This is a genomic window from Alicyclobacillus suci, from assembly GCF_017329615.1.
GTDB lineage: Bacteria > Bacillota > Bacilli > Alicyclobacillales > Alicyclobacillaceae > Alicyclobacillus > Alicyclobacillus suci.
In genome coordinates, this window is the sequence record NZ_JAFMTW010000003.1 from 124847 (window position 1) to 145197 (window position 20351).

A 20351-nucleotide genomic window follows, 5' to 3' on the forward strand; every position below is an offset into this window, starting at 1 on the left:
TCCTGTGAAACAACAACAGCGGCATAGTGGTCTGTAACATGTCCAACCTCAACCGGTTAACAGCGGTGGCACTGTTTGTCCGAAATGGGAGTGAGGGTAGACGATGATTGCCTTATACGAACGCGTTTCAACAGACGAACAAGCGCAGAGCGGCTTCTCACTCGATGCCCAAAAGGAACGGCTCGAGGCCTATTGTAAATCGCAAGGATGGAGCGACTTTGAACATTTCACAGACGACGGGTACTCTGGAACGAACATGAACCGCCCCGCACTCCAGCGGCTGTTGCGATATATCGACCGTCGGCAGGTGGACACCGTGGTCGTTTACAAGCTTGACCGCTTAGGACGCAAACAAAAAGACGTACTGTACCTACTCGAAGACGTATTCGACAAGCACGGGGTCGCTTTCAAGAGCGTAACGGAGCCATTCGACACATCAACCCCGCTTGGTCGTGCCATGCTTGGAATTCTCGCGGTGTTCGGCCAGTTGGAGCGCGACACCATCATTGAACGTACAAAATCAGGTTTGCGACAACGTGCGCGGCGTGGCCTTTGGCCTAGTGCATCATTCCCCTTTGGCTACAAGATGAACGATGCAGGCGTGCTGGAGATTGTTCCGAGCGAAGCGGAAATCGTGCGTGAAGTGTTTCGGAGATTTATTCGTGGTGACTCGCGCAAGTCCATCGCAGAGTGGATGCAAAAACGCGTTCCGAATCAGTATGTTGACCACTACTACATCCTGAATATGATACGGCGGCGAACGTATCTCGGCCAAATTGTGATGCGCAAAGACATCTTTGAAGGCCAGCACGAAGCCATCATCGACGAGGAAACATTTACCGCTGCACAAAGGGAACTCCAGGCTCGGACGGGACAAAGACAGCGTAGAAGCGCAGGCGTGTACCTATTAAGTAAAATGATGACCTGTGGTGAATGTGGTGCTTGGGTGTATTATTTTAAGTCGAAACAAAAACTGGCGAACGGAACATCTGCACATTACCTACGCGTTCAATGTAAGAACAAGAAAGCGTCACCAGCGTTATGCAAAACACATAGTTTCCTCGCTCGTGATATCGAAGCACTGGTGGTGCGACAGGCCCGTGAGATCAAGGTCGAACCAATGGAAATGGCATTGGATCATGACTTTCACCATGATGCTATCTTGAATGAACTCGAATCCGCGCTTGAAAAGGTAAAAGGCCAACAGAACAACTTACTGGATGCCGTCGAAGCCGGGGCAATTCCCCTGTCGGTCGTCAAAGAGCGGCTTGAGCGCCTAAATCATGAACGCCAGGCCATCTTTGAACAGATGGGCGATATTCAACGGCAATGCGCCGCCCAAGTCGACACCACAGGATTCAGCCAGGTCGCGCAAAAAATAAACGACCTATGGGATGACATGACCGCCGACGAACAACGAGAGGCAATCCGGTTACTTATTAAGAATGTCCGCGTGTATGCGGACAAACATATAGAAATCGTGTGGAACGTATAATACCCCTAGCTGGATTCTCTGGTTTGTCATGAATTACACGTATTACGGCATGTTTTTGTGGCTTCCATCGGTGTTGTCGGAGAAGGGATATTCACTCGTGCACAGCCTTGGTTACTCGCTGATTATGACCTTGGCCCAGGTACCCGGCTATCTGACAGCCGCATGGCTCGTGGAAAAATGGGGGCGGAAACGCACACTTGTACCAGCGATGATTCTCGCCGCCATCTCGGCGCTCTTATTTGGCCTGGCGAATAGTACGGCCATGCTTATTGTGTGCGGATTGTTTCTTTCGTACTTTATGTTAGCCGCCTTTGCAGGCACGTACATTTTCACCGTTGAACAGTTCCCTACCGCCGCACGCGCGACCGGCATGGGCTGGGCTGCTGGATTCGGTCGTATCGGCAGTGCACTCGCGCCATTTATCACCGGTTGGCTACTCGGAATGCACTTGGGTTATGGTTGGATTTTCGGGCTGTTCTTTATCGTTCTCTTGATTGGGTTCGCCGTGGTCATCGGCCTCGGGTATGAGACAAAGGGAAAAGACATCCATTGACGAATGGGCCTACAGGCCACAAAGCGCCTGTTTAGGCCGCCCACCCGAAACCCTGTGCACAACATCACAGCAGCCAAATGGGAAAAACGACTACAAGGTCTACGCATAATCGGTGTAGACCTCGTAGCATCCAGACATATCTTTCTTCTCTCCCCTCATCTATTCATGAGGCCCTACGTACCGCAATCATTTTGAAGATGAATATCGAATCCCAAAACCGCTCAACAAGGCGGTCAGGAACAAAATTCCGGCGAGCACAACAAAAAAGCAACGAACACCATAAGAGGAGACCAAGGCGGTTTCCAATAGCGGCGCCAAACTGGCTCCAACGAACACAAAAAAGGCATAAACCGCTGTCGCGCTTCCCCTGGCTTCATTCCCAAAGTGCCCAACCAGCATGATAATCCCAGGTACCGCAGAAGAAAGACCAAAAACAACAATGACACTCGACAACGTGAGAAGGCCTATGGAGTGTGAGACGGCTTCCAGGATGAGTCCCAAGCAGCCAATCAACACGCCAGAAATCAATACCCGTTTTGCTCCGAAATACCGAATTGCATAACCTGCCACCAGTGACAATACAATCCCCGGAATGCCTAGAAGTTGAATCTCAATCAAGTCCCCCGTGCTACGTCCGAAACCGTTTGACAACAAAACGCCTAATCCGGAATACATCCCGATAAAGCACAACAGTATCGGTACGGCCACAATCCAGCTCACAACCAGACGAATGTTTCTAAAGAGCCGAATTGTGCGGAGACAGACAGAAGCAAATGATATTTGGGTGGATGGACGAGCCCCTTTTGGAAGCAGCAGAATGCCAATCGCAAGCAGTACATAAACGACCGCAAGCCACAGAAATGCTGCATGCCACCCAAAACTCCTATTCATCAAACTACCGTAAACTTGCCCCAGTACGCTGGCTACAAGAAAACCACAACTAACGACCGTCGTCGCAATAGAGCGGTATCTCGGTGCAAGTACGTCACCAATGTAGGCAATGGCCACAGCGGGAAAAGAGGCCGCAACCACACCTTCCAATACTCTAAATAGAATCAAAAGCGCAAGCGATGGGCTGAACCCGACCAGCACCGTTATGAACGTAAGCAAAAACAGTCCGATGTAGAGAATCTTTATTCTTCTAATCCGATCAGAAAGCATCCCCCAAAATACGTTTCCAATTGCATAGGCAAAACCATATGCACTACTGGTCCAATCTGCCACACTCGTCGTGACGTGAAATTGCGTCTGCCATACCGGAATGAGTGGGATTGGAAGATATACGAGCATGAGAATACATATTGAACTCAGTCCAAGAACAATCATGACCCTTGCAAAGTCGCTGCGTTCCGCATGATGCATCCTGAATCGCCACCTACCTCAACGTAAAATACATCCGTTGTACGCTGTAAAATCATACCTCCTGTTGTTCAGTGTCCGTTGCCATCCCTCCTTACCCAGGAGATCGCGTGTTTTACAGGCGACAAGTGTATTATGAGCTGACCGCGCCGGGGACAGATAGTCGATTCCTCGCAGATGATTACCTAATCCTCCAAAGTGGTGAACAATCGAAGATCATTAAGCGATATGGGGTAAGCAAGCACGTGAGCGAATCGGGAGATAAGTGCCAATATGGCGAAACATTTGCTTGTGGCATGGCGTTTGTGGATGATACAAACAGATATCGAATGATGGAAATCCCGGGAGGCAGAATACAATAAGGCCCGTAATGGGCCTTATTTCCGCTGAAGAGGTGCAATTCGGTGCATAAAGGCAGATTTGATGGCGTAACCGGATGCCGTACCTTGACGAACCCATGCCGTACCTATCGCCTTCACCGCCGACATGCATCACAAATGCTGTGGAATGGATTTCATTTTGCTGAACGGGAACAGCACAAAGTCCGCCTCGCCGACAATCGCCTGTCTGGATACGTATTTATGAATCCAGAACCTGCTGTCCTCGGATACGGAACGGTTGTCACCCATCATGAAATAATGACCTGCGGGGACGTGATACGTACCAAAGCCACTCAGGTTTGGCTGCGTAATTATCGGTTCGTTCAACTTTTTGCCGTTGATGTAGACGGCATCGTTGGTCACTTTGACCGTGTCTCCTGGGAGTCCAATTACCCGTTTGACATACAATTCTGCCGGGTCATCAGGAAAGTGGAAGACCACGACGTCACCGCGCTGTACCCCGTGAATTTCTGTCGCCAATTTGTTCACGAGAATATAGCACGGGTTGGGAATGGCAGGGTACATGGATTCAGAAGGGACATATGCCGCACTGACCACCCATTGGCGAATACAAAGTGCGATAGCCACACCAACTACGATTGGCAATAGCCATCCCGTTAACCAATTTTGCCGCTTTCGCTGGCCCATGCGACGGTTCACATCCTTTATCTTTACCTCACCAATCTACCATAAAGCCGTCCAACATTGGTGATTTTGTGTAAATTCTCACGCACTCCGTTGACGCAACATGTCATCCATGTACGTGAGCAACGCGTGTTCCATACCTTCCATCGTCGTCTGTTGATTGATAACCGTCCGCATCTCAGCCGAACCGGGCAGCCCCTTGATATACCACGCAGCATGTTTGCGCATCTCTCGGACGCCGATAACCTCACCTTTGTGCTCCACGAGCAGATGCATATGACGTAGGGTCACCTCAATACGCTCTTCAAGGCCTGGTCCCGGCAATTTTTCGCCCGTTTCCAAGAAGTGCACGATTTCACGGAAAATCCATGGGTTACCGAGCGCCGCGCGCCCGACCATCACCGCATCGCAGCCTGTCTCTTCGAGCATCCGTTTTGCATCTTCCGGACTCGCGACGTCACCATTGCCAATAACCGGAATTTTCACCGCTTCCTTGACGCGGCGGATAATATCCCAGTCCGCCTGTCCCGAATACATCTGTTTTGCCGTCCGGCCATGCACGGCAACTGCCTTAGCACCAGCCTCTTGGACGGCGAGGGCGACTTCGACAGCGTTAACGTGATCATCATCCCAGCCCTTACGGAACTTGACCGTCACCGGCTTGTCCACGTGGCTTGCGACCGCGCGGACGATTTCTGCGGCGTAGTCAGGATTCCTCGCTAATGCCGCACCAGAGCCATTTTTATAAATTTTTAAGACCGGGCAACCCATGTTAATATCAATCAAATCGGCGTTCGTCTCGCCAACCATTTCGGCTGCCTTTTCCATCGAATCTTTATCATAGCCCATCAATTGCAACGAGACAGGCTTTTCATCCGGCAAAATCGTCAACATCCGCTGGCTCTTCGCACTGCCGTGAACCAGCGCCTTATCGCTTACCATTTCCGCGCAAACCATTCCGGCCCCAAGTTCTTTGGCCAAAATTCGAAACGGCGGATTGCACACGCCAGCCATTGGCGCCAAAATGACCGGGTTATCGAGCATTACCCCGGCAATATTCACCTTCATTTATTGAAACGCTCCTTTGCATCCGAGTGCAGAGGCGTCGCGATGTTATGCGATTCGCGACGCCAGCCATCCCTCGGTCAGTTTCCGCAAATACACGAAGTGACTATTAACGTCAGTTGTGCGATTCTGTCGTAACGTTCTTAGGACAATCACATTAATTATACGCGCCTGTGTAGCGCGTATCAACCGACCTCCAACCTCAGATTGTTACAGCGATTGGTGACATCCTTCAGCGTCAACTCAGCGTCAACGCCGCCAGGTAGATCCGGCCATACCTGCCGTCAAGAAGAGATCGATTAGCCACCAAATGCCGACAATCATCAGTAGCAGGTGCCCGACGACAATGCTCATAGTCAACATCCCAAAAACTGTGAACGCAAGCATGGCCACACCGCTGCCAACCCGCCCGCAATACATTCTGTGGATACCTAAGTAGCCAAGAAAGAACCAAAGGACATACGCCAATGCAACCGATTTTTGCATTCGTTCGCCCCCCGCCTAAGCGCGCGTTGATACAAGTTATGCCAGCACGGCTTGTCAACTTGCGCACGCGGACAACTGCCGGTTGCACAGCAGCGTACGACCACATTCAATGGGGTAACCGCTGAATCACCCATCATGCGAAACAGGGTTACAAACCAGGCATACGGCCGGCCAGTAACCCTGTTTCAGCGCCCCTGTCGCATGCTTAAGCGCGTATCAACATCATTTAGCAACAGGTAATTGGTATTTGTTTGCAGACCAAGTGTTTGGTTTAATGGGCGTCTCTCGTAAACCGGTATCGCCATCGGTCGTATCAGACTCAGATGTGCCAGGGAATCGCCGATTCGACCAGGACAAAAGGCGCACAGTCTCGCGGTACATATAATTTTTGCGTGGCGCGCCGAGAACGACGCTAATGCGGACGTGACCATGTTGCTTGACCGCTGTCGCCAAGCAATACATCGCCTTCGAAGTGTAGCCGGTCTTGCCGCCGATGTACTCCCCAATCGACGTGGCCTGGCTGTAGAGCAATCGGTTCGTGTTGCGCACAGATTTGCCGTCAACCATGTGATTTGTCGTCTGCATCGCCTCGACAATCCGTGGATATTTAATCGCTTCCGCCAAAATCAACGCCACGTCTTTCGCGGACGTTTCATGGGCATCTGCATGCAAGCCGTTGGGCGTGACGAAACGCGTGTGCGTGCATCCCAAGAGCCGCGCCTGAACATTCATCATGCGTGCAAACCCTTCTTGCGATCCGCCCACGGTCTCAGCAATCCCATACGCCACGTCGTTGGCGCTTTTCATCAACAGCGCCTTGAGCGCATCGTCGGCCGGAATTTCCGTGCCGGGCTTCACCCCTAAACGGACCTTTGGCTGATGCGCAGCTTCCGTGCCGATATAGATAGGATCATTTGGCTGCAGATGCTGGACGAGCAAAATCGCCGTCATCAGCTTCGTCGTGCTCGCCGGATACATTGGCTCATCCGCGCGTTTATCGTAGAGCACTTGCTTTGTCGTTGCGTCATAGACAATCGCGGCCTTCGCATTCACGTAGGGGCCAGTTGACGAAGGCGTCTGTGCGGCAACGACGTTCGCTCGCCCGAACCAAAGCCCCAACACCCCGACAAAGGCCGTGCACAAAAGGAGTGTCCGTTGGACCCACCATAGGGATGGCATGTGTCGTCGCATGCAAACGCCCACCTCTCTCTCATTCTCAGTGATTAAGGTGGGCGTTTCGGCAGTTTTTATGCTTCAACCTCGCGAACCAGAATTCGCAGGGCCACGTTTTCGTCCAACGAGATGACTTCGCCTCGCACTTCGACAGGAATACCCGCTTGAAATCGATTCTGCTCGACAACCCGCAAACGCTCGCCGGGTACAAACCCTGTCTTATCGAGATAGCGCAGCAAATCGAGGTCTTCCTCTGCCAGTTCCACAATACGAATCACTTCCACGGTCGTACCCGCTTGAACCTCCGACAACGGAACCCCTGTCGGCTGGATATAACCCGTGCCAGGAATGACATTACCATGTGGACACGTCGTCGGATTTCCCAACAATTCCGCAAGTCGTTCTTCGACCAGCGGAGATAGACTATTTTCTAATCTCCCCGCCTCGACGTGGGCATCCGCCCAATCCAGGCCCAACTGATCTGTCAACCACCGCTCCAACAGTCGGTGTCGGCGAACAATCTCCTCTGCTCGAGCCAACCCAGATTCCGTCAAAACGACTTCCTTGCCGTCCCCAGTCGTCACGTAACCCGCCGCATTCATGCGCTGTAGCGTCTGCGACACCGTGGGGCGCGACACATTTAGATAATCCGCCACTTTTGACGCAAGGACGGTTTCACCTTCCGCATTCAATACATAAATTGCTTCGAGATAGGCGTCCATCGCATGTGATCGAGGCACCTCAATCCCCCTTCCCGGCCACATTGTGCCGTACCTTAAAATCTGCCCAAGTCTGCCCGTTCATATAGAATCGACCGGTGTCTCCGTCACGAAGCGGACCCACCCCGGCTGGGGTTCCAGTAAATAAAATATCGCCTTGTGTCAGGCCAAAATGATGGTGCACGTGCTGAATCAGTGTGTCAAAGTCGAACACCATGTCGGTTGGATGTCCTGTCTGCACGATTGCACCATTCAGCTCAAATTGGAAGGTGGCGTCCCTGACCTGCAAAAAGTCGTCAAATTGATAAAAGTCGCTGACGACAGCCGACCCGACAAACCCTTTGGCCAATTCCCATGGGTGGCCTTTCGCCTTCAACTTGTCCTGGGCATCCCGGTCCGTCAAATCCAACCCAAGCGCGACTGCCCCGACCACATCGCGCGCAGTTGAAGTCGCTGTCACAGGTTGTGCGATATACAAGACAATCTCCAATTCATAATGAATGGACGTCCGATCCGCCGGCAATGTCACAACTCCTGTTGCGGCCGACAGCGAATGTGTCGGCTTTGCAAAAATCATCGGTTCAGTCGGCACAGCGTTGTTCAGTTCATTCGCGTGTTCGCGATAGTTGCGACCCACACAAAAAATATTGCGAATACCAGGAAACACGTCGTCCGCAGAACGCCAATCGTTGAAGTCTCCCAAGGCAATTCTCCTCACTGGTTTTGGGGATAGTGTAACACACTCATCACCGAGCAGCGTCACCATGGTAGAAATCATTCCAAAACAAAAAAAACACGAAAACGAGCCGAGCAAATCGCTCGACTCGCTAAGCGTATCGTGCCGACGACGAGGGTTCCCCAGTCTGCCGCACGCCCTGATGGTTGACCACAACATCAACCGCAAAAGATAGATCAGTGGGCCTTCACGCTGCAATATTCGTCAAACAAGGCGGTAAGCTTGGCCGCCACGGCTTCAGCTGTCGAACCTTCGATGTCACTCCGGTGCAGAACACCAACCAATTCTCCATCCTTGAACAGAAACATCGATGGAGACGATGGTGGCATGTTCGTGAAAAATGAACGGGCGCGTTCTGTCGCCTCTTTATCCTGGCCCGCGAAGACCGTCACGAGCCTATCCGGCAGCTTACTGTTCTCCAGCGCAAGCGCAACACCCGGACGAGCGATACCCCCTGCACAGCCGCACACAGAGTTGACGACGAACAGTGTCGTACCCTCTTTTTGTGCCATGACTTCGTCTACTTCTTCAGCACTGCGGAGTTCGCGAAAACCGATTTGCGTCAACTCATCTCGCATCGGTTGAATCATCATCTGATAGAAATCCAGTTCCAAACTCATGAGCCAAACCTCCTTGTCGGATCATTCTCCTCCATTATACCCTCGTTCACAAGCAAATGACAGTTTGGCGAACGTCACGTGAAAATTGTTCAAGAGATAGGCGTTTTGATTTGCAAGCGGCCCGCGAGGTCGGTATAACAGGAGAGGATAGCTTTACAGGAATCGACAAGTTGCGTCAAGTTTACTGGATTGGAGTTCGTTACCTTTGTTCAACGACACATTTTTACGCGCCTGCCGACGAGAAAAAACGGCCACAGTCCCTGTCTGGTTCATGCGCCAGGCTGGGCGTTACGACGCCGATTACCGGGCGATTCGCGAACGTTACAGTTTAGTGGAAATTTGTGAGCATCCGGAAATCTGCGTGGAGGTCACCAAGATGCCCGTTGAAAAATTGGGCGTCGATGCTGCCATTTTATTTTCCGACATCATGATTCCAGTCGGTGCCATGGGCCTACCTTTTGAAATCCGCGAACATGTCGGGCCAATTATTGCAACGCCCATTCGACATGTTCGCGACGTGGAGCGGCTAGAAGTATTTGACGCGAAGGAAAAACTTCCACACGTCCTACAGACAATCGAGCAACTCGCCAGCGAATTAACTGTGCCGCTTATCGGCTTTGTCGGCGGCCCGTTTACGCTCGCCAGTTACATGATTGAAGGGGGGCCTTCGCGCGATTACCTCAAGACCAAACAGATGATGGTCGCCCGTCCGGAATTATGGAAAAAACTGATGGACAAGCTGGCAGATATGGCCATCCGCTATGCTGGAGAGCAAGTCCGGGCAGGCGCAAAAGCGCTGCAAGTGTTCGATTCCTGGGTAGGCAGCCTGGCGCCAAGTGATTTTGTCCAGTATGTAAAGCCGACGATGCAACGCATCTTCGCAGGGTTACGACCACTCGGTGTGCCCTTAATTTACTTCGGTGTCAACACTGGAGAATTACTCGGGGAATTCGCGACGACAGGTGCCAATGTGATTGGGGTCGACTGGCGTGTCCCCCTCGCGAACGCGCGCCAACGTGTCGGGTCAGCTGTGGCTCTGCAAGGCAATTTTGACCCTGCCATGCTGTTCGCACCTGCTACCGAAATCAAGCGACGCGCAATCGACATTTTGCGGGAAGGCACGAAGGACCCTGGTTTTATCTTCAACTTGGGGCACGGTGTCAAACCGACCACGGACATCGCGGCGTTAAAATACCTGGTCGACGTCGTTCACGAATTTGACGTCAATCACGGCGTGTAACCCATTCATGCCCTGACATGCAACTAGCCAGGGCGCCTAGATTTAGAGACGGTTATTGACCGAATGCACATCTACTGACCATGGACTGACGAGGAGGGCTAGCCGATGACGACGCCACTGGGCGTACTTGTCATGGCGTACGGTACGCCGCACAATTTGGAAGAAGTGCTTCCTTACTACACACACATTCGACACGGTCGCGCACCATCAGACGAACAACTAGCAGATTTAATTAGACGCTACGAAGCCATTGGTGGCGTTTCCCCACTGACTGAGATTACACAGGCGCAAGTGCGGGGCCTTGAACAACTTCTCCGCACAGACGGTGGGCGAGATGTATCGCTCTACCAAGGGATGAAACATATCGCGCCACTTATCGAAGACGCCGTCAAACAAATGTATCAAGACGGCATCAGAGAAGCCGTCGGCATCGTGCTGGCCCCCCACTATTCGCACATGAGTGTCGGGGCCTACGAAAAAACAGCACTCGAGACGGCGAAGAAACTTGGTGGTCCGACATTCCGCTTTGTCCACCACTGGCACATGGAACCCACATTTCTCGACGTATTGAGCGCTCGCGTGAGTGAAGCACTCCAGTTGTGCGCCAATCCCAAAGACGCTGTAGTCGTATTTTCTGCCCACAGCCTGCCAGAGCGAATTCTCCAGACGGACGACCCATATGTTCGCCAACTTCACGAGTCTGGCGAAGAGGTCGCTCGCCGCTTGCAGTTGAAGCATTATCAATTCGCCTGGCAAAGTGCGGGGCAAACCGGTGAACCTTGGCTCGGTCCAGATATTCTCGACGTCCTGCGAAACCTCAAGGAACAAGGTGTAAAAGAAGTCGTCTCGTGCTCACAAGGGTTTGTGGCCGACCATCTCGAGGTTTTGTACGACATCGATATTGAAGCGCAGCAGGTGGCAAAAGAACTCGGGATTCATCTCGTGCGCACGCGCCAGATGAACGATGATCCAGAATTTTTGCAAGCACTTCGGAATGCAGTTAGAAAGTGCGAACAGCAAGGAGACGTGGAGTAAATGACCCATCGCGTCGCCGTCATCGGCGCTGGTATTACAGGACTCACTGCAGCCCGCCGCCTATGTCAAGATGCAAGATTGCAGGAACAAAACGTGGAAATCACCGTGTACGAGGCAAGTGACCGCATTGGCGGCAAGGTGATAACTTATCGGGATGAAAGACTCACCCTCGAAGGGGGTCCTGATTCCATTTTGGCGAGGAAGCCTGCAGGCATCAAGTTGTTACGCGAACTGGGACTGGCTTCTGAGGTGGTCGAACAAAACCCAGCGTCCACGCACACCTATATCGTGAAAGACGGTAAACTCCGGTCTATGCCGCAGGGCACGCATATGGCCATTCCACGGGATATTTCTACGTTCATGCAATCCGATGTACTCTCTGCCCAGGGCAAACTCCGCACGCTGTTCGACCTGTTACTCCCCCGCACAGATCTGTCAAAAGACGTTTCCTTGGGCCAATTCTTGCGTACTCGACTTGGCGACGAATGGGTAGACGGACTGGCCGAACCACTGCTTGCAGGCATTTACGCAGGAAATATTGACGAGCTCAGCCTACACGCGACATGGCCACAGTTTGGTCAGCTTGCAGACGAGTACAGAAGTCTCATTATCGGAGCGCGCAGCATGCGCCCAAAAGCCGCAACTGCACCCGCAACGCAAAACGGCCGTAGTGCATTCATCACAGTCAAGGGTGGATTAGAAACCGTGATCGAGCGATTGGCAGACGAGCTCGAGCCTAACGTGACCATCAAAAAATCCCACCACATTACAAAACTCGAACAAACAGCAGAAGGTTACCAACTGACAGTCGAGACGAAAGGTGATGTCACCACCGCAACATTTGACGCGGTCCTCGTCTGCACACCCGTCAAGGCAATGAAACAATTGCTCGATGTACATTTGCCGGCGAGATCGAAACAATTTGACGTACCCTACGTGTCAACCGCTACGGTCATTCTCGGCTACCCCGCCGACAGTGTCGATGTCGATTTAAGTCATGCGTCTGGGTTTCTCGTCCCGCGAACGGAAAACCGCGCCATCACGGCGAGCACATGGGTATCGAGCAAGTGGCCTCATACGACCGATGAACGCTTTGTCATTCTGCGTTGTTATGTGGGGCGCGCCGGTCAACAAACGTATTTGTCGCTCGACGACGCAGAGATGGCTCGACTCGTCCAAAGCGAAGTGCGGGAATTAGTAGGGCTTTCGGCATCGCCTGTTTTCCACAAGGTGACACGCTGGAATGACGCAATGCCAAACTACCCAGTTGGCCACCTGCGTCAATGGGCGAACTTAGAAGCCGATATCCGTGCGAGCTTACCGGGCGTTTGGGTAGCCGGTGGTGGCTATCGAGGGTTGGGTCTGCCAGACTGTATTGTTCATGGCGAAGAAGTTGCAAAAGCGGCTCTTTCCTATCTCACACAACAAGTTCGCAGCCGCTAAATCCATTCGTCAGTTCGAGCGCAACGCCCACGTTATCCCCCCGTCCACCGTGGCGAGAGGGTATCCACACCCACGACGTGCCTGCGTCGTGGGTGACCAGCAATCGACTGTCGCGAATGGTAAACCCCGAGTCGGCATCCAGCCAGGCGACAGGCGTGCTCCAGTAATCAGACACGGCGAAATCGATGGTATCCTCAGGTTCAGCGAACACGGACGTCTTCCCCACCTCTGTCCAAAACACTGCGGTGTGCACCACGACGTGTCCCGATTGAAACCCAACGTAGCGCGCAACAAATGTCCCGCCTGCCGTCACGCCGAACAGCTGGCGCATAAACTTGTACACATCTGAAGTGAGCCAATGAAGGCGGGCCCAAAGCTGTGTCTTCGATTCACGCGCGAGTATTGTCTCAAGTAAAGGGCCACACGCGAACGTGTGACCCTTCCCCCCGCATGACGGCAATCGCGCTTATCATGCTAGTGCTCGGTTGTGCCTCAGTACGCGCCGGTTGCACCGCCCGCGTAGCCGCCGTAAGGAACCAGCAGGATAAACAGGACAAAGATAATCAAGAAGACAACTGCCCATTGTGTGTACCCGCCAAATACTCCGTACATAAAAGCACCTCCTTGCGCGAAGATACTTTATGTTACGCAACCCTATCGGCAGACGAATGGACGCATGCCGCAGGGATTGTCAATTCTCGGTATGGAGCGCTACAATAAGTTGGATTTGACGAGGAAGGGCCGGATAAACTTGTTGCACGCACATCACCCCACCATCTATATCATACTTGCTGTCTCGGGCCTTCTGTCAGGATTCATCGATTCGACCGTCGGCGGAGGTGGCCTCATCTCTCTACCTGCGCTACTATTTGTCGGATTTCCACCAGCGGCGGCGCTCGGCACCAACAAACTAGCAGGCACCATGGGGTCTTTGACCAGCACCTTATCCTATCTCCGATCAGGCAAAGTGACGTACCGCATCGTCCTCGTGGCTTTTCCACTCGCCGTTCTCGGCGGCGCCACTGGCGCGGTGGTGGTTCACCATCTGCCCTCATCCTTCTTACGCCCGCTTGTACTGATACTTCTTATCTTGGTCGCAGGTTATACATTCTGGAACAAGCGATTAGGCTTAACGGAAAACCGAACTTCCTTGACGCGGTCTGTCTTTTTGTTCGCCTGTTTGGCCGCGCTCGTCGTCGGATTTTACGACGGTTTCTTCGGTCCAGGCACTGGCTCCTTCTTTATGATGATTTTCGTGTTACTTGGATTTAACTTTGTCAACGCCAGTGGCAACGCTCGCACCCTGAACTTCGGGACGAATCTCGGCGCACTAGGCGCCTTTGTGACAGTCCACGCAGTCGATTACCTGGCTGGCATCATACTCGGTGCCGGTATGGTCATCGGTGCCATTATCGGTTCGCAATTCGCGATTCGACGCGGCGCAAAATACGTGCGTCCACTGTTCATTGGCGTGACCTGTTTCGTCATTCTACAGCAGTTGTATACGTTGATTTCGCCGTGATCCGTGATCAAAGTAGGTGTAAGAAAATGCTAGAAACCTCGCGACTGTTCTTCCGACCGTATCAGATGAAAGACTTTCAATTTTATTTAAGCCTGTGGCAAGACCCTGAAATCATTCGCTTTATCGGCTCTGGCAAAGTGCGCTCCAAAACCGCCTTAAAGCTGAACTATCCATATTGGCTATCCAAATCTGAACTAGGTAAAGGCGTGCTCGTCACCGTCTTCAAAGCCACACAACAGCCAGTCGGGCATGCCGGATTAGTTCCTCAAGAAATTGATGGGAAGTTACAAATGGAGCTAGGGTATTGGGTATCCAGGCGTTACTGGGGCTTAGGCATCGGGACCGAAGCCGCTCGCTTCTTTCGTGACCTGGCGTTTCGCGAACTCGGGCTCAACCGACTGGTCAGCTTGATTCAACCGGAAAACACCCGTTCGATTCATGTGGCGCAAAAAATAGGCATGCAATTCGCAGACAAGACCACCTTTCGCGGCACCCCCGTAAACCTCTACGCGATAGACAAAACGGATTACGAAACATTGCACAAGTACTAGACCTGTCCCGCACAACATACCATGGTGCGGGAGGTGGCATCGTGAACGATACCCTGTTCGTCTTTTTGCTGATTCTAGCCGCGTCCTTCGCCTTCAGTTCGCTGCTCACCCGCATTCCCCTACTGCGTATCCCGTCCACAGTAGGCTACTTGCTGTTTGGCATCATACTGCAATCAAACCACGTCCATATGTCGCATGACGAAGTGACATGGCTGAACCACCTCGCAGACTTTGGATTGCTGTTCCTGATGTACATCTCCGGAATGGAAATTGATATGCGGCAACTCCGTCCATCGGGAAAAAAATCGCCGGCCCTCGTCACTGGACTCTCCATCTTTTGTCTTACGTTGCTACTCAGCTTCGGCATTTCGTGGTTGCTCTGCCGCTTCACGCCTGGACCGACCAATCCCTATATGCTGACACTTTTGTTCTCCACCACGTCACTTGGCGTCATTTTACCCATACTTGAAGAGACGGGCACGATTCGCTCCAGATTTGGCCAGACCCTTCTCGTGAGTGCACTCCTCGCCGACTTTCTGACAATGTTTTTGCTCTCCATGTTTATCACAGTACAGACGTCAAACGGGTTCGGCCGCGTCCTGCTCACCTGCGCCATCGTGCCGTTCAGTCTGGTAGTCTACTGGCTGTTGCGAATCATGCAACGATTGCCGTGGCTGCGCCGGCAAGCCGGTGACGTGCAGGTTCGCATACGAGCGAGCATTGCATTGCTGTCCGTAACCGCAGCACTAGCTGATTTCACTGGCGCCGAACCGATTTTGGGCAGCTTTCTTGTCGGCATGTTGGTATCAGCCTTACCATTTGCCTTTAAGGAAAAACTTCGCGACTATAGCCACGGCATCGGATACGGCTTTTTCATTCCGCTATTCTTCATCTCCGTCGGCCTTGATTTCGATTTTCGCTCTATTACCGCCGGCCCAACGCTTGTTTGGATCCCGATTTTTATCTGCGTCGCCTTCGCTGTAAAGCTCATTCCTTCACTGCAACTCGTCAGACAATTTGGCTGGCGCCAAGCGCTCTCCGGCGGCTGCCTGCTATCTGCGCGGCTGAGTCTGATTGCGGCCGCCGCCCAGATTGGTGTACAAATTGGCGCGCTTTCGTCATCACTTGCGGACTGCGTCATCCTCGTGGCGGTCATCACGAGTCTCGTCTCTCCCATCACCTTCGTCACGCTGACGACGAAGGCCAAAAACTCTGTACAAGCGTAAATCGAGAACGTGATTTCAAGGTGATTTCAATGCTCGCGTGGCATGATACCTATTGTGCAAGACCCCTTACTCCGATATGGCGCAATGCTTCGTGGCATTGCGTTCTTTTTTTCGTCAAATCATGGTCGAATCAAGAGGATTTCAGTAGATGAACGTCGAAAACGAAATGTGGTTCTTCTCGGCAATTTTGTCACCTATCTTTACGCTCGACATTCACATTCGACCTCATGATTAGGCGGTGGCAACGCGTGAGCTCTGAATTTACATCGGTCAACCGAGATCCGTTGACCAATCTGCTCTCCCGCAGTCAGTTCTTACGAGCTATGGGCACTCCAATGCCCCACATATCGTCGTCGTCGATTGTGTTTATTAACCTTGATCGATTTCGACAGGTGAACGAAAACTTTACATATGGTGTGGGTGATCAGATTCTTCGGGAAATCGCACGGAGAATCGTGCAACATTGCCCCAGTGAATCGATGATTGGGCGTTTCGGCGGAGATGAATTCGTCGTGGCCTGTTTCAACTTGCCGAGTGAAGGAACGTTTGCACTTGCAGAGCGATTGCTTCACGCCATTGCGCAACCCCATCGCCTGGGGCATCACGACATCGTCGTTACGGCCAGCATTGGCGTTGCTGCGAATGCGTCAAGCAGTGAACTGGAGCCCACGCTCGTGATGGCCGAATCCGCCGCGAAGCGTGCGAAAGACGCAGGGAGAAATCAGGTATTTGTTCACTCGACGACAGAGACGGATCTTCCATTGCCCCCGCTCATCGTCGAAACAATGTTGCGCAATGCACTGAATAATCACGATTTGGAGATCTATTACCAACCAAAAATACAAGCAAAATCCATGCAGGTCATTGGCGCGGAAGCGCTTTGCCGCTGGCGGCACCCGGAGTACGGGGAGATTCCACCGCATCACTTTATTCCAGTGGCTGAAGCCAGTGATTTGATATTGCCTATCGATGCGTATGTACTGCGATCCGTCTGTGAACAAGGTGCACGGTGGCTTGCGGATGGCTACCGCGTACGCATGAGCGTCAATGTCTCTAGTAGACAGTTTATGCAGCCGGATTTTCCAGATCTCGTGCGGAATATTCTACGCGAAACCAAGATGGATCCCACCTTGCTCGAACTGGAAATCACCGAACGAACCGCGATGCAGGATGTCGACAACGCAGTTCATGTACTAACTGAACTGCGAAACCTAGGCGTTCGTATCGCCATTGATGACTTTGGCATTGGCTACTCGTCGCTGAGTTACTTAATGCGTTTTCCTGTCCAAACGATTAAAATTGATAGGTCGTTCACGGCTGGCATTCAAAGTGCTGTCAACCAAAACCCAATCATCGGCGCGATTATCTCGTTGGCAAAGTCGCTCAATTTAAACGTGGTCGCCGAAGGGGTCGAGACTGTCCAACAGTTCGACTTCCTCCGCGACAATAAGTGCGATGAAATCCAAGGTTATCTATTTGGAAAACCTGTTCCGCCGACGTCATTCCGCCTGACGTCGTTCGAAGCGTCCCCACAACCGCGCGGCGCCTATGCTTTGTGGCGAGATCACGATGCACTGTCACTACAGTTGGCTGAACACGAGTGGCTGGAACGTGTGGGAATGGCCGTCCAGAAGCGGCCGCGCCTTGGAGAATTGGTGACCACTCTGCCAGATTGCATCATGGAGCGCATCCCATGCGACCGGTTTAGCATCGAGCTCATGGGTGAAGACGGTCAATACTGCGCTATCCACGAAGCTTCAATGCGCGACGACATACCTGCGCGCGTCGTTGGGACACTCATCCCGACAGCCAAAAGCGGTCTCTCATTTATTCAGAAGACAAAATCGTCTTCACTCTGTGGAGATTTGCTGCGTGAACCCGAATTTCCCGAGGATTACGAACTAGGTGCACAGGGGGTGCGCAGTATTGTGCGCGTCCCGCTCATACGGGGACAAGAGGTTTACGGGATGTTTACGCTGCAATCCAGCCACCCCAATTTGTATACGGATGATGACCGGAGATTGCTCATGCGTTTATCCATGCGTTTAGGCGACACCATTTACGCCGCGTATCTGGACGAACTTCGCCAACGACACAGTTACTTGGACCAAACGACGAAATTCTACACACGCAGTTTCTTCAGTGCACTCCGGGTCGCTGAAGGACCCATTACCATACTGGAACAAGTCTGCCAACATCCGTACGCGAACCATTTCGACGATATTTCGCTCATTTATGTTTCTATCGTGAACACAGAGCACTTAGACATCGATCAATGGGAGCAAGCGATGGCCGTGATTGCAGAAGTCACTCGTTTAAACCTCCGTGAAAACGCGTTGCCTTTCCGTATTGAAAGCGATGCGTTTGTCATCATCATGTTTGGTGAGGGGCCATTACAGGTTACGCATTTTGTACGGCAACTAATAGAGCAACTCAGCCTGATGCAAATGCGGGCCAAATTATTGGGAGACCCGAGCCAGGCATTTGACGTACGGCTAGGCGAGGCCCAGGGGCATTGGAGTGCCTTGTCCGAACTCTATTCGAGTGCCCTCAGACAAGCTCAGGAACTTCCCCCACTCGGCCAGCGTGGAGACCTCGTACGTTAGTCATCGGTGGTGAAGAACCTTAAACTGATTGACCGCGCCACACTCGGGGCACTGTAGTTGAACAGAGCATTCTACATACCCTCCCTTCTGATCACTCACCGCAATGGTGGCATCCACTTCGTTTCCGTGGACAAGGATGACGTTGCCGAACACGTCGCCTGTCCATGGAATGATGGTATCGCATGCAAAACACGTATGTGTCGCGTGAATTTCGTGGTTAATCATCGTCAATTCGCCTCCTGCCTACGCGTAGCATGAGCGCTGTACGTGCATTCCATACCATCAGAAAATCCGGGTCCTACGAGTGACCACACCCACAAGACCCGGATTGACATCCAACGATATACCGTTTATTTTCCGCCGCGAGCCGCAATTCGCAGGAAGCGATTCTTCTCTCGTTCTTCAAACATAGTCGAATCACCGCCATGACCGGGATACAACTGCAGTGCATCATCCCAGGCGAGAATCCGTCGCAGCGAATCCTCCATCGCCTGCGGGTCGGACTCCTCCAAATCTGTCCGCCCCACCGTTCCTTTAAACAGCGTGTCCCCGGTAATCGCCAATGTGTCAGAAACAAAACATACACAGCCTGGAGAATGTCCAGGCGTGTGCCAAACCGTAAACTTCAACGAGCCCAACTGCAACTCGTCACCATCGCGAAGCAACCCGTCTGGTGCCCGCAGCGGCGGCACTTCCTTGCCAATCCAACGCAGAGTGTTGGCCGGCGTCCGCTCCCAGATCTCCACGTCGTCGACATGGACAAACGAAGGGCACTGATACCGCTCACGCACCAAATCGACGCCTACGACGTGATCGAAATGGGCGTGTGTATTCCAGTTGGCCACCACGCGCAAGCCGTGTTCCTCAACATAGGCAAAGACTTCATCTAAGTACGTATCCCCTGGGTCGACAATCACCGCCAGGCTTCCTCGTACCAATGATTCGGAAATGACATAACAGTTCGATCTCAGTGGACCCATCACAAAACGGCGAATTTCCATTCAGAGATGCCTCCTCATATGCCCGCCAACGCACGAAATGAGTTAAAATTGCTTGGCGCTGTCGAGCAAAATGGTGACTGGACCGTCGTTGACCAGATGGACGTCCATCATTGCGCGAAAGACGCCCGTTTCAACATGCAGGCCAAGCACCCGCAACCTTTCGTTGAAATACGCATAGAGTCGATTGGCCTCTTCCGGGTCTGCGGCCGCAGCATAGCTAGGCCTGCGGCCTTTGCGCACATCCCCGTAGAGCGTAAACTGGCTCACAGACAAAATCTGTCCGCCCACTTCCGTGATATCACGGCCCATTTTCCCCTCGTCATCCGAAAACACCCGCAAATGGGCCACCTTATCCGCCAAGTAATCCGCATCGGCCTCTGTATCGCCACGGCCCACGCCGACGAGTAAAACAAGCCCCGCGTGAATCTCTCCCGTCACTCGGCCCTCCACTTCAACCCGCGCCGGACCACTGCGCTGCACGACAATACGCATTCTC

At 52.5% G+C, this 20351-nt stretch carries 21 protein-coding genes; 9 read left to right on the plus strand and 12 right to left on the minus strand.

The window, feature by feature from the left end:
- Positions 1-103: 103 nt before the first annotated feature.
- Positions 104-1495, plus strand: a complete 1392-nt coding sequence (locus tag J3482_RS03015; RefSeq protein ID WP_206922037.1) for a recombinase family protein — start codon at positions 104-106, stop codon at positions 1493-1495.
- A gap of 13 nt (positions 1496-1508) precedes the next feature.
- Positions 1509-2048 carry an MFS transporter gene (locus J3482_RS03020; protein WP_328702233.1) on the plus strand — a complete coding sequence of 180 codons (540 nt, stop codon included), beginning with the start codon at positions 1509-1511 and terminating at the stop codon, positions 2046-2048.
- 186 nt (positions 2049-2234) lie between these two features.
- Here J3482_RS03020 and J3482_RS03025 read toward each other — a convergent pair whose 3' ends face one another.
- From J3482_RS03025 to J3482_RS03060, 8 genes are all read right to left on the minus strand, one after another.
- Entirely contained in the window at positions 2235-3410 is a 1176-nt protein-coding gene (locus J3482_RS03025) for an MFS transporter (protein ID WP_206922038.1), read from the minus strand.
- Positions 3411-3898: 488 nt separating this feature from the next.
- On the minus strand, positions 3899-4435 hold the full coding sequence (gene lepB, locus J3482_RS03030; protein ID WP_206922039.1) for a signal peptidase I: 537 nt from the start codon (positions 4433-4435) through the stop codon (positions 3899-3901).
- 78 nt (positions 4436-4513) lie between these two features.
- A complete protein-coding gene (gene dusB, locus J3482_RS03035) occupies positions 4514-5500 on the minus strand; it encodes a tRNA dihydrouridine synthase DusB (protein WP_206922040.1) in 987 nt (328 codons plus the stop codon).
- 246 nt (positions 5501-5746) lie between these two features.
- Positions 5747-5983 (minus strand): TM2 domain-containing protein, encoded by a 237-nt coding sequence (locus tag J3482_RS03040; RefSeq protein WP_146824300.1) that lies wholly within the window; start codon positions 5981-5983, stop codon positions 5747-5749.
- Between the two features lie 222 nt (positions 5984-6205).
- Positions 6206-7174 carry a D-alanyl-D-alanine carboxypeptidase family protein gene (locus J3482_RS03045; RefSeq protein WP_236017824.1) on the minus strand — a complete coding sequence of 323 codons (969 nt, stop codon included), beginning with the start codon at positions 7172-7174 and terminating at the stop codon, positions 6206-6208.
- Between the two features lie 56 nt (positions 7175-7230).
- A complete protein-coding gene (locus J3482_RS03050) occupies positions 7231-7896 on the minus strand; it encodes a metal-dependent transcriptional regulator (protein WP_021295072.1) in 666 nt (221 codons plus the stop codon).
- Between the two features lies 1 nt (position 7897).
- Entirely contained in the window at positions 7898-8578 is a 681-nt protein-coding gene (locus tag J3482_RS03055) for a fumarylacetoacetate hydrolase family protein (protein ID WP_236017825.1), read from the minus strand.
- Between the two features lie 209 nt (positions 8579-8787).
- Positions 8788-9231, minus strand: a complete 444-nt coding sequence (locus tag J3482_RS03060) for a BrxA/BrxB family bacilliredoxin (RefSeq protein WP_146824298.1) — start codon at positions 9229-9231, stop codon at positions 8788-8790.
- 205 nt (positions 9232-9436) lie between these two features.
- Between J3482_RS03060 and hemE the strand changes: the two genes are divergently transcribed.
- From hemE to hemG, 3 genes are all read left to right on the plus strand, one after another.
- Positions 9437-10471 carry a uroporphyrinogen decarboxylase gene (gene hemE, locus J3482_RS03065; protein WP_146824297.1) on the plus strand — a complete coding sequence of 345 codons (1035 nt, stop codon included), beginning with the start codon at positions 9437-9439 and terminating at the stop codon, positions 10469-10471.
- Between the two features lie 105 nt (positions 10472-10576).
- Entirely contained in the window at positions 10577-11506 is a 930-nt protein-coding gene (gene hemH / locus J3482_RS03070) for a ferrochelatase (protein WP_206922042.1), read from the plus strand.
- Positions 11507-12949, plus strand: coding sequence for a protoporphyrinogen oxidase (gene hemG / locus J3482_RS03075; protein ID WP_206922043.1), 1443 nt, complete (start codon positions 11507-11509; stop codon positions 12947-12949).
- Here the strand turns inward: hemG and J3482_RS03080 are convergent.
- On the minus strand, positions 12924-13280 hold the full coding sequence (locus tag J3482_RS03080) for a hypothetical protein (RefSeq protein ID WP_206922044.1): 357 nt from the start codon (positions 13278-13280) through the stop codon (positions 12924-12926). The two genes, hemG and J3482_RS03080, sit on opposite strands and share 26 nt — an antisense overlap.
- 345 nt (positions 13281-13625) lie before the next feature.
- Here J3482_RS03080 and J3482_RS03085 point away from each other — a divergent pair, with 345 nt between their 5' ends.
- From J3482_RS03085 to J3482_RS03100, 4 genes are all read left to right on the plus strand, one after another.
- Positions 13626-14471 (plus strand): TSUP family transporter, encoded by an 846-nt coding sequence (locus tag J3482_RS03085; RefSeq protein ID WP_223204256.1) that lies wholly within the window; start codon positions 13626-13628, stop codon positions 14469-14471.
- A 26-nt stretch (positions 14472-14497) separates the two neighbouring features.
- Positions 14498-15022, plus strand: a complete 525-nt coding sequence (locus tag J3482_RS03090; RefSeq protein ID WP_146824293.1) for a GNAT family N-acetyltransferase — start codon at positions 14498-14500, stop codon at positions 15020-15022.
- Positions 15023-15063: 41 nt separating this feature from the next.
- The gene (locus tag J3482_RS03095) at positions 15064-16248 is read left to right on the plus strand and encodes a cation:proton antiporter (RefSeq protein ID WP_188332350.1); all 1185 of its coding nucleotides are present in this window, start codon (positions 15064-15066) and stop codon (positions 16246-16248) included.
- 248 nt (positions 16249-16496) lie between these two features.
- Positions 16497-18854: an EAL domain-containing protein gene (locus J3482_RS03100; protein ID WP_206922045.1), complete on the plus strand. Its 2358-nt coding sequence runs from the start codon at positions 16497-16499 to the stop codon at positions 18852-18854.
- Here J3482_RS03100 and J3482_RS03105 read toward each other — a convergent pair whose 3' ends face one another.
- The 3 genes from J3482_RS03105 to dtd all read right to left on the minus strand — a co-directional run bounded on the left by J3482_RS03105 (position 18855) and on the right by dtd (position 20347).
- Positions 18855-19079: a hypothetical protein gene (locus tag J3482_RS03105; protein ID WP_146824290.1), complete on the minus strand. Its 225-nt coding sequence runs from the start codon at positions 19077-19079 to the stop codon at positions 18855-18857.
- Positions 19080-19204: 125 nt separating this feature from the next.
- The gene (locus J3482_RS03110) at positions 19205-19855 is read right to left on the minus strand and encodes an MBL fold metallo-hydrolase (protein WP_146824289.1); all 651 of its coding nucleotides are present in this window, start codon (positions 19853-19855) and stop codon (positions 19205-19207) included.
- A gap of 42 nt (positions 19856-19897) precedes the next feature.
- Positions 19898-20347: a D-aminoacyl-tRNA deacylase gene (gene dtd, locus J3482_RS03115; RefSeq protein WP_206922046.1), complete on the minus strand. Its 450-nt coding sequence runs from the start codon at positions 20345-20347 to the stop codon at positions 19898-19900.
- Positions 20348-20351 lie beyond the last annotated feature (4 nt).